We start from the raw sequence: 10,400 nt of genomic DNA on the forward strand, positions 1-10,400 counted from the left end.
AGACAGGCCATGACCGCCCACGCCCTGCAACGCGATCCGATCATTCCTGCCCTGCGCCTGGTGGCCGGTAAAAAGCCTTCGGTGGACGACATCTACCCACGGTTGTTCGACGCCATCCTCGAACAGCGCATCGCCCCGTCCAGCCGCTTTACCGAAGAAGGCCTGGGCGAAACCTTTGGCGTCAGCCGCAGCGTGATTCGCCGGGTACTGGCCAAGCTGTCCCACCAGCAAGTGGTCATCCTGCGCCCCAACCAGCGCGCCCAGGTCGCAGCGCCGGATGCCCAGCAGACGCGGCAGATCCTCGAAGCGCGGCGCATGACCGAAATCACGGTGGTGCAATTGGCCTGCGCCCAGGCCACGCCCACGCAGATACGCCAGCTGCGCGAGCTGATAGCACGGGAACGCGACGGTATGGAACGCAACCAGCGTGGGCCGGCGATTCGGTTGTCAGGGGAGTTTCACCTGCAATTGGCGCAGATGGCGGGCAACGCGCCGTTGGCGCAGTTTCTCAACAGCCTGGTGCCATTGACGTCGCTGATCATTGCCCAGTACGAAGCGAAAGCCTGCACGTATTGCGCGTGGCAGGAGCATGTGGCGATTGTGGATGCGATTGAGCAGCGGGATGTGACTGCTGCGGTGGGCTTGATGACCCGGCACCTGGATCACCTGGAAAGCAAATTACTCAAACACCACTGACCACCAGATAAATAAAGATCCAAATGTGGGAGGGGCGGTGCGACGATTCGACTTGCCCCCGATAGCAGAGTGTCAGTCAACACATACATGACTGACCCACCGCTATCGGGGGCAAGCCCCCTCCCACATTGGTTTTACCCAGGCATCAAGCCGGTTGCAGCACCGACTGACCACTCAACGCCAGGTCCAGCAGTTCACGGTTGGCCACCGCGTACATGGCGTAGTCCGTGCCGACCGCAGCACGGATTTCCACCATCATTGCGACCCAACGATCAGCCATGTCCTTGTGCTGCTCAAGCCACAGGGCCACGCGGGCTTCCATGTCCTGTGGCGCGTCGGCCATTTGCAGGACGGAAATGGTGATCGCCCGCTGCTGCCAGTCCACATCGTCGCGGAACGCTTCGCGGGCCTGGGCCTGCCAGTTGTTGGCCACGGGCAGATCGCTGATCTGCTGCAGGTACCACGGCAGGTCCAGGGCGCTGCCGACGGCGAAGTAGGCCTTGGCCACTTCGGCGGCGTCATGCCCGGTCACATCAGCGGCTTCGATGATCGGCAGCAAGGTGTACAGGTGGGTCGTGCCTGCAACCATGCGCGCCAGCAACTCCGGCACGCCGGCTTCGGTGTAGGCCTGGTAGCGGGTCTGCCAGCCTTCGCGGGTCGGACCTTCCAGCAGTTCGTCGAGCTTGAGGCCCAACGCGGCCAGGTGCGGACCGAAGTGCGCGGTGTCACGGCCGGCGTCCTGCTCGTTGCGACGGCTGCGCAGGAACCAGCGCGTGGCACGACGGCCCAGGCGCATCAGCTCATCCATCAACTGCAATTGCACGTCAGCGGAGACCTGGTGGTCCAGGGCTTCGATCTGGCGGAACCAGTGCGGGAGGTGGAAGATGTCGCGCACGATCACGTAGGCACCGGCCACGTTCGCCGGGCTCATGCCGGTCGACTCCTTGAGTCGCTGAACAAAGGTGATGCCCATGTGGTTGACCAGGTCGTTGGCGATCTGGGTGCTGACGATCTCGCGCTTCAGACGGTGGCGACGCATGGCTTCGCCGAACTTGGCCACCAGGCTCGGTGGGAACGCGGTTTCCATGTCGCGGGTCAGGTAGTCGTCATCCGGGACCAGCGACTTGAGCAGCGCTTCCTTGAGGTCGATCTTGCTGTAGGAGATCAGCACCGACAGTTCCGGACGGGTCAGGCCCTTGCCGGTAGAAGCGCGCTCGGTGAGCTGCTCTTCGGTCGGCAGGTACTCGATGGCGCGGTCCAGCTTGCCACGGCTTTCCAGGTCGCTCATCAGGCGCTTGTACTCGGCGGCACGCTCGTAGGCACGGCGCGCAGCCAGGGACAGGGCCTGGGTCTGCTTGTAGTTGTTGCCCAACACCAGGCTGCCGACTTCGTCGGTCATGCTCGCCAGCAACTGGTTGCGTTGCTTGTCGGTCATGTCGCCGGCCTGCACCACTTCGTTGAGCAGGATCTTGATGTTCACTTCGTGGTCGGAGCAGTCCACACCACCGGCATTGTCGATGAAGTCGGTGTTGGAGCCGCCGCCATTGAGGCCGAACTCCACACGGCCCAGCTGGGTCATGCCGAGGTTACCGCCCTCGCCCACCACCTTGCAGCGCAGCTCGTTGCCGTTGACGCGCAGCGCGTCGTTGGCCTTGTCGCCTACATCGGCGTGGCTTTCGGTGCTGGCCTTGACGTAGGTGCCGATACCACCGTTCCACAACAGGTCCACCGGCGCCTTGAGCAAGGCGTTCAGCAGTTCGGTCGGAGTCAGCTTGTCGGCCGAAATGTCGAAGCGTTCCTTCATCTGTGGCGAGATAGCAATGCTCTTCGCGCTGCGCGAGAAGATACCGCCGCCTTCGGACATGATGCTGGTGTCGTAGTCGGTCCAGGCCGAACGCGGCAGCTCGAACATGCGCTGGCGCTCGACGAAGCTGGTGGCCGGGTTCGGGTTCGGGTCGATGAAGATATGCAGGTGGTTGAAGGCCGCGACCAGTTGCAGCTTGTCGGACATCAACAGGCCGTTACCGAACACGTCACCGGCCATATCGCCGACGCCCACCACGGTGATGCTGTCTTCCTGCACATTGATGCCGCGCTCACGGAAGTGACGCTGCACACCGACCCACGCGCCCTTGGCGGTGATGCCCATTTTCTTGTGGTCGTAACCGGCGGAACCACCGGAGGCGAACGCATCGCCCAGCCAGAAGCCGTAGTCGATGGCGATGCCGTTGGCGATGTCGGAGAAGGTCGCGGTGCCCTTGTCCGCTGCTACCACCAGGTACGGGTCATCGTCGTCATGGCGCACGACGTTGGCCGGCGGCACCAGGGCGCCATCCTTGAGGTTGTCGGTGATGTCCAACAGGCCGGAAATGAAGATGCGGTAGCAGGCGATGCCCTCGGCCGCGATCTCGTCACGGCTGCCGCCCAGTGGCAGGCGACGCGGCAGGAAGCCGCCCTTGGCGCCCACCGGCACGATCACCGAGTTCTTCACTTGCTGGGCTTTGACCAGGCCAAGCACTTCGGTACGGAAGTCTTCTTCACGGTCGGACCAGCGCAGGCCGCCACGGGCCACGTTGCCAAAGCGCAGGTGCACGCCTTCGACGCGGGGCGAGTAGACGAAGATTTCAAACTTCGGCACCGGCTTGGGCAGCTCAGGGATCGCGCGCGGGTCGAACTTGAAGCTGAAGTACGACTTGTTCTGGCCGTTGGCGTCGGTCTGGTAGAAGTTGGTGCGCAGGGTGGCCTTGATCAGGTCCAGGTAGCGACGCAGGATGCGGTCTTCGTTGAGCACCTGGACGTCGTCCAGGGCGGTGAGGATCGCTTGTTCCAGGCGCTGCTGCTTGTCTTCCAGGTCATCGGCGGTGAGCTTGCGCGCCAGGTAGAAGCGGGTCTTGAACAACCGGGTCAACTCGCGGGCGATGTCGGTGTGGTTGTTCAGGGTGCTGGCGATGTAGCCGAGGTCGAAGCCCAGGCGGATCTGCTTCAGGTAACGGGCGTAGGCACGCAGCAGCGCGACGTCGCGCCATGGCAGGCCGGCGGTGAGTACCAGGCGGTTGAACGCATCGTTCTCGGCATCGCCATGCACGATGTGCACGAACGCGTCCTGCAGGGTGTCGTTGAGCTGCTGGATGTCCAGGTTCACGCCTTCGGCGGCGATGAACGCAAAATCGTGGATCCAGAACTCGCGGCCGTTGGCATGACGCAGGCGGTACGGGAACTCACCCAGCACGCGCAGGCCGAGGTTTTCCAGGATCGGCAATACGTCGGACAGCGCCAGCGGGGTATCGGCGTGATACAGCTTGCAATGCAGCTCGCGCTGGCCGGACACCTGGCCCAGCGGCTGATAGAAGCTCATTACCAGCGGGTTGGCTTCGGTGAGGCTGAGCAGGTGCTGCATGTCGACCACAGCCGAATGCGCAGCGAAACGCTCGCGGTAGCCGGCCGGGAAGCCTTTCGGGAAATCCGCCAGCACGTTGGTGCCGTGGGCTTCGCCGAAGCTTTCCACAACGAGGCTGGAGTAGTCGTCCTGCCAGCTGCGGCAGGCCTGCACCACTTCTTTTTCCAGTTGCAACGGGTCGATGTCCAGGCGGTTCTTCGGGTCGACCCGCAGAATCAGCTGCACGCGCGCCAGCACGGATTCGGAGAAGAAGGTCCAGAACTCGCAGTCCGAGGCTTTCAGGCGATCCATCAGCACTTGCTGGATCTTCTGGCGCACTTCGGTGGAGTAGATGTCGCGCGGCACGTAGGCCAGGCAGTAGCAGAAACGACCGTACGGGTCTTTGCGCAGGAACACGCGGATCTTGTTGCGTTCCTGGATCTGAACGATCGACATCACGGTGCTGAACAGCTCGTCGACCGGGGTCTGGAACAGGTCGTCACGGGGCAGCACTTCAACGACTTGAGCAAGCTCCTTGCCCAGGTGCGCCTTGGCCTGGAAGCCCGAGCGACGCTCGATTTCCGCGACCTTGCGGCGGATATACGGGATGACGCGTACGCTTTCGCCGTACACCGACGAGGTGTAGAGGCCCATGAAGCGGCACTCCTTGATCACCTTGCCGTCGGCATCGATCTGGCGGATCGACACGTAGTCCGGGTAAGCCGGGCGGTGTACACGGCTTGGGTGCGCGGCCTTGGCGAACGACAGCACGGTCGGCTCGCGCAGGTACGACACGGCGTAGTCTTCGATGCGCAGGTCGTCGGCGGTGAGGCCGGCGCGCAGCAGCTTGGTCAGACCGAGGAACGAGTTGGCGTCATATTCGATATGACCGCCGTCCGCCTCGTCACGTACCACGAACTCTTCATAGCCGAGGAAGGTGAAGTGGTTGCCCACCAGCCATTCCAGGAAGTTCTTGATCTCGGCTTTTTCTTCGCCGTCGATGCCGAACGGGCTGGCGTCGATACCGTCGAGCAGCTCCTGGACCTTGGCCTTCATCGGTTCGAAATCGGCCACAGCCACGCGCACTTCGCCCAGTACCTGCTCAAGCTCTTTGCTCAGCACGTTGAGTTCGGCGGCGTTGGCGCAGCGGTCGATTTCCAGGTACATCAGCGATTCTTGCTCGATGCCTTCGCCCTGGGTGCCCTTGGGCAGGATTTCCAGCAACTCGCCCTTGGTGCCACGGCGCACGCTGAGCACGGTGGTCTGCAGGGTGTGGATGCTGTAGCCACGGCGGTTCAGCTCGGTGCGTACCGAGTCCACCAGGAATGGCAGGTCATGGTGCAGCACTTCGACCGCAGTGTGGGTCGATTGCCAGCCATGACGTTCGTAATCGGGGTTGTAGACCCGCACTTGCGGTTGGGTGTGATCAAAGCGCTCAAGCAGGCGCCAGGCAGACAGGGTGCAACCGGCCAGGTCGGAAAGGCGACGCTGGGTCAGTTCATCCAGGGAAATGATGCCGAAGAATTGTTCAGCGAACAGCGCCACTTGTGGCAGTGCCTGTTCACTGATGTGCTGCGCCAGTGCCGCTTGCAGTTGATGCTGGAAGTCGGCCTTGCTGGCTGCGGTGAAGAACGCCATCTGTGGTACTCCGCTTGGGCTTGTTATTGATGGAAGCGTCGCGTGTTATCCCCTGGTGGGGAGACCGTCAGCTCTGTTCGCAGGTAACGAGTTAAGCACCATAAACGAATCAGGGTGACAGGTGGGTGAAGCTGGACAAGACAATGAGGTCACATACAACTTCCATAAGATGCGCACCTTGCCGGGTGACGGTACGACGGGCAGGTCAGGCGCCTGGCACGTGCACATCCGTTGCGCAGCTTAACGAGTGTGGGAAGCCGGGTGCTTGCGGTGCTGCGACATATTCGGTCATCGGTACGCAGGCTTGGGGTTGCGACTTGGGCAACCCGGAATTTCCGGTAGAAAAACCGGCTATTTTTCCGCCACCGAGTACCGAAAATGACTGGTAGAGCCCGACAGGTCATGCACTGGGTCTGACACAGGAAGCAGCACAAAATTCGCCGCAATGGCACAATTGCCTACGCAACGCCCTACCCCAGACAGGATTCCCCATGCTGCAACTGAAAACCGACGCCCTGATGGCCACCCCGTGCGACGACGAAGAAGACAACATGGCCATGCTCTGCTGCCACGGCAGGAACGGCGAGATGTTCATGCTCACCCGCTACCCCGACGAAGACGAAGTGGAGCTGACCTGGGACTACGAGCCGTCGACCCTGGATGGGCTGAAAGTCACCCTCAGCGATACGACATTGCGGGTAGAGCTGGCGGCGGGCGATGCCGATGCACTGGGCGGCAAGGACCAATTGGAGATAACCCACGCCACCGCCGCAGCGGAGATGGCAGAAGTGGAACAGACCCTGCAGAACATTCTCAAGGGCACCGGCACCTACATCCGCGCCTGAATCGCACTGGCGCAGCCTTCACCGATGCCCTTGACCGTTGGTCGGTACTGTTATTTCTAACAGTACCCGGCCCCGTGTTTCCGGCCTTAGCTGAGCAAAGCAACGGTGACTGCACGGGTGCCTCGATGAAATCCATCAGCAAGTTTCTGGCTATTGGCCTTTTGGCCACGGCTTCATCAGCGCTGGCGGCATCCGCAGCCAACATTGACTACTCACATTTGATCCTGCTGATCAAAGACGACGGATCCAGGTCGCGAAATCTTCAGGACCTCGTCGACCCCTCCAGCACCTTCCAGCACCGCGTGCCCAACATCAAGCCGCTGGTAACGCCGAGCAAGGCCCGCACGCTGGCGGATGTAGAAGCCCTGCGCCGGCATCGACTGGACCGCTACTACATCGTCGACACCCGCCACTTGAGCCACAGGCAGGCTGACGCACTGCGCCAGCAACTCAAGCAAGACCCGGTCATAGAAGACGTCGACTTTGAACCCGTGGTGGAGGGCATGCACGAGGACAAGGCCGAACCCATCGCGGGCAGTGCGCGCAGCGGCATACCGGACCATACCGGACGCCAGTACTACCTGCTCGGCCGACAAGCCGTACCGCCCTACAACATCGGCGGTGTAAACGCGGTGAAGGCCTGGACCGTACCCGGTGGCAAGGGCAACAACATGCGGGTGATCTCTTCGGAGATCGATCATTGGGCCTACAACCACGTGGACCTGCCCAAACCTTTTCTGGAAGTCGATGCAGGGGCCATCACCGGCTACCACGACACGGCCAGCGTCGGCACCATCGGCTCCAGGGACAACGGCTTCGGCACCACCGGCATCGTGCCCCATGCACAACTGGGTTATTCGCAATATGGCCCCAGCCGATTGCTGCAAACCGCCGAACTGCTGAGCCCCGGCGATGTGGTGCAATTGGGCGTGCATATGAATTACACGCCCTTTCCAGCAGTCGGTTGCAGCCATAACTGCTACATGCCCGTGGAATACAACCGAACGGTACGCGACATCATTACCTACCTGACCATGGAAAAAGGTGTGCATGTCGTACTGGCTGCGGCAAACGGCAATATCAACCTGGACCACCCCTACTTCAACGGCTACTTTGATCGCAACAGATTCGATTCCGGCAGCATCTACGCGGGCGCCGTGTACCCCACGAGCGGTTTGAGAGCCTATTATTCCCAATACGGCCGACGCGTCGACCTGTTCAGTTGGGGCGGCTCCGTCACCACGACGACCTGGACCACCGCCAACCCCACCAGCGCCTATACCCACACCTACAGCGGCACCTCGTCCGCCAACCCGATCATTGCCGGGGTGATGGCATCGCTGCAAGGTGTGGCGCGGGCCAATGGCCTGGGCAACCTCGCCCCCAAGGAACTGCGCAGGATCCTGGTAGAAACCGGCTATCCACAAGCCAACGGCAACCGCACCGAGATTGGCGTGCAGCCGGACCTGGAGGCCGCCATCCGCAAACTGCTTGCCGACGGCACCGGCCAACCGCCCACGGGCCGGCTGGCCATCCCCGAGCAAGCCAAATCGGGAGAGACGTTCAACGGCCATGTCTATGCGCAATCGCCCACGCAAAAACCGCTGACCTATCGCTGGAATGCCGACGGGTTTACCCCTCCGGACGGGGATGGGCCGACCTTGTCATTGACCGCACCGCCCGTAACCGCCGATACCCTGACCTCGATTTCCGTGGCGGTGTCCGACGGCACCCACACCCTCAACCTGAGGGAAAACATCACCATCAAGGCCCCTGACGCGCCTCCGGTCGGCGACTGCGCCGCTCCCTGGATTGCGAGCAAGGTGTATGCCGTGGTCGGCGAAAAAGTCTCCTACAGCGGTTACAGCTACCAAGTGGCGCACTGGACGCAAAACGCTCGTCCCGATCTGAACTTTGTTGAAACCGGCTCCGCCAAGCCCTGGCGACGCCTGGGCACCTGCGGCAGCGGGCTGCCGGTCGCCAGGATCACCGGCCCCTCCAGTGTTGAAGCCGGCAAGGCGGTGCTGCTATCGGGGGCTTCCTCCACGGGCCAAGGCTTGCGCTTCGCCTGGGCGGCCACTGGCTTCAACCCGGATTCTTCGGCGCAAGCGTCCAGCAGCTTCATTGCCCCGAATACGGCGGGAACACGCGTCATCACCCTGACCGTCACCGATGAACGCGAGCGCCGCGCAACCGCCAGCCACACCCTCACGGTGACCACCGGCACCCCCGCCAACCGCCCACCCGTCGGCAGCCTGCAGGGCAGCGAAACGGTCGATTCGGGCCAGGTCGTGAGCTTCATCGCCAACGCCAGCGACCCTGACGGCGACCCGATGAGCTACACCTGGACGCGCCCGACCGGCTTCACCGGCACCATCGGCAATACCCGCAGCGTCACCCTCACCGCCCCTGCCGTCAGCGGCGATACCCGCGTCACCGTCAGTGTCGTGGTCAGTGACGGGCGCGGCGGTACGCTGCGACTGGAGAAACCGATCACCGTCAAGGCCCCGCCACCTTCGGGCAGTTGCCGCGACATTCCGGCGTGGTCGCCCACCAAGGTGTATTCAACCTACGCAGAGTCGGTGGCGTACAACGGCATGGTCTACAAACAGAACTTCTACAGCCGCGACAAACGCCCGGATCTCAACTCTGCCGTGCACAGCCAGCCTTGGCATCCCGGGGTGCCCTGCCGTTGAAGCAGAGGCGGTGAGCGGGCACGCCTGCTCACCGCCCTTTGTGCCTCTCACACAATTTTCCTACAAGTTTTGCTAAAAATACCCCGCGTGCCGTTAGTCGCCACCCCCTGCCATGCATTAAAGTAGGCGCCCCAGGCTGTCGTTTGTTACATGACGCACAGGCTCATCTCTCCAGGAACCGTCATCGATGGAACATCGTGAAGCGCTGCTCGCGCTGCGAACCTTTCTTTCTACGCAGATTCTCGGCCAGGAAAAACTCATCGATCGCCTGCTGATCGCCCTGCTCGCCGACGGCCATATGCTGGTGGAAGGCGCGCCGGGCCTGGCCAAGACCAAGGCGATCAAAGAGCTGGCCGAAGGCATCGAAGCGCAGTTCCATCGTATCCAGTTCACCCCCGACCTGTTGCCCGCCGACATCACCGGCACCGAGATCTATCGCCCGGAAACCGGCAGCTTCGTGTTCCAGCAAGGGCCGATCTTCCACAACCTGGTACTGGCGGACGAGATCAACCGCGCCCCGGCCAAGGTGCAATCGGCGCTGCTGGAGGCCATGGCCGAGCGCCAGGTCAGCGTCGGGCGCAGTACCTACGACCTGTCCCCGCTGTTTCTGGTGATGGCCACGCAGAACCCCATCGAGCAGGAAGGCACCTACCCGCTGCCCGAAGCCCAGCTCGACCGCTTCCTGATGCACGTCAAGATCGGCTTCCCCGACGCGGCCGTCGAACGGCGCATCCTGCAACAGGCCCGTGGCGAAGCCCTCAACGGCGAAACCAAGCCCGAGCGCCGTGTCAGCCAGCAGGCGATCTTTGCCGCGCGCAAGGAAATCCTCGGCCTGTACATGGCCGATGCGGTGGAGGAATACCTGGTGCAACTGGTCATGGCCACGCGCACCCCGGCCAAGTTCGATCCCGAGATGGCCGAGTGGATCGCCTACGGCGCCAGCCCCCGTGGCTCCATCGCCCTCGATCGCTGCGCGCGCGCCCATGCCTGGCTGGCCGGTCGCGACTTTGTCAGCCCGGAAGACATCCAGGCGGTGCTGTTCGATGTGCTGCGTCATCGCATCATCCTGTCGTTCGAAGCCGAAGCGGCCGGGATTGACCAGGACCGTGTGGTGCAACGCATTCTCGACGTCGTTGCCGTCGCTTGAAG

5 protein-coding genes are annotated in these 10,400 nt (G+C 62.5%); 4 read left to right on the forward strand and 1 reads right to left on the reverse strand.

Annotated features, from left to right (window positions below; genetic code table 11):
* The first annotated feature begins 9 nt into the window (after positions 1 to 9).
* Positions 10 to 696 (forward strand): GntR family transcriptional regulator, encoded by a 687-nt coding sequence (locus J1N02_RS00240; protein ID WP_065942031.1) that lies wholly within the window; start codon positions 10 to 12, stop codon positions 694 to 696.
* Between the two features lie 145 nt (positions 697 to 841).
* Here J1N02_RS00240 and J1N02_RS00245 read toward each other — a convergent pair whose 3' ends face one another.
* The gene (locus tag J1N02_RS00245) at positions 842 to 5,710 is read right to left on the reverse strand and encodes an NAD-glutamate dehydrogenase (protein ID WP_092356836.1); all 4,869 of its coding nucleotides are present in this window, start codon (positions 5,708 to 5,710) and stop codon (positions 842 to 844) included.
* Between the two features lie 491 nt (positions 5,711 to 6,201).
* On the opposite strand from J1N02_RS00245, the gene J1N02_RS00250 reads away from it, so the two are divergent.
* From J1N02_RS00250 to J1N02_RS00260, 3 genes are all read left to right on the forward strand, one after another.
* Complete coding sequence (locus J1N02_RS00250; RefSeq protein WP_065927991.1) at positions 6,202 to 6,555, forward strand: hypothetical protein; 354 nt, start codon at positions 6,202 to 6,204, stop codon at positions 6,553 to 6,555.
* 125 nt (positions 6,556 to 6,680) lie between these two features.
* A complete protein-coding gene (locus J1N02_RS00255; RefSeq protein ID WP_421147035.1) occupies positions 6,681 to 9,251 on the forward strand; it encodes a S8 family serine peptidase in 2,571 nt (856 codons plus the stop codon).
* A gap of 187 nt (positions 9,252 to 9,438) precedes the next feature.
* Positions 9,439 to 10,398 carry an AAA family ATPase gene (locus J1N02_RS00260; protein WP_003174327.1) on the forward strand — a complete coding sequence of 320 codons (960 nt, stop codon included), beginning with the start codon at positions 9,439 to 9,441 and terminating at the stop codon, positions 10,396 to 10,398.
* The last annotated feature ends 2 nt before the right edge of the window (positions 10,399 to 10,400 follow it).

Source organism: Pseudomonas sp. NFX5 (genome assembly GCF_049132125.1).
In the GTDB taxonomy this organism is placed as follows: domain Bacteria; phylum Pseudomonadota; class Gammaproteobacteria; order Pseudomonadales; family Pseudomonadaceae; genus Aquipseudomonas; species Aquipseudomonas marginalis.

What these genes read in the sequence shown, in the direction of transcription:
- J1N02_RS00240 (WP_065942031.1), top strand. Translation starts at nt 10, where the DNA reads ATGACCGCCCACGCCCTGCAACGCGATCCGATCATTCCTGCCCTGCGC.
- J1N02_RS00245 (WP_092356836.1), bottom strand. Translation starts at nt 5,710, where the DNA reads ATGGCGTTCTTCACCGCAGCCAGCAAGGCCGACTTCCAGCATCAACTG.
- J1N02_RS00250 (WP_065927991.1), top strand. Translation starts at nt 6,202, where the DNA reads ATGCTGCAACTGAAAACCGACGCCCTGATGGCCACCCCGTGCGACGAC.
- J1N02_RS00255 (WP_421147035.1), top strand. Translation starts at nt 6,681, where the DNA reads ATGAAATCCATCAGCAAGTTTCTGGCTATTGGCCTTTTGGCCACGGCT.
- J1N02_RS00260 (WP_003174327.1), top strand. Translation starts at nt 9,439, where the DNA reads ATGGAACATCGTGAAGCGCTGCTCGCGCTGCGAACCTTTCTTTCTACG.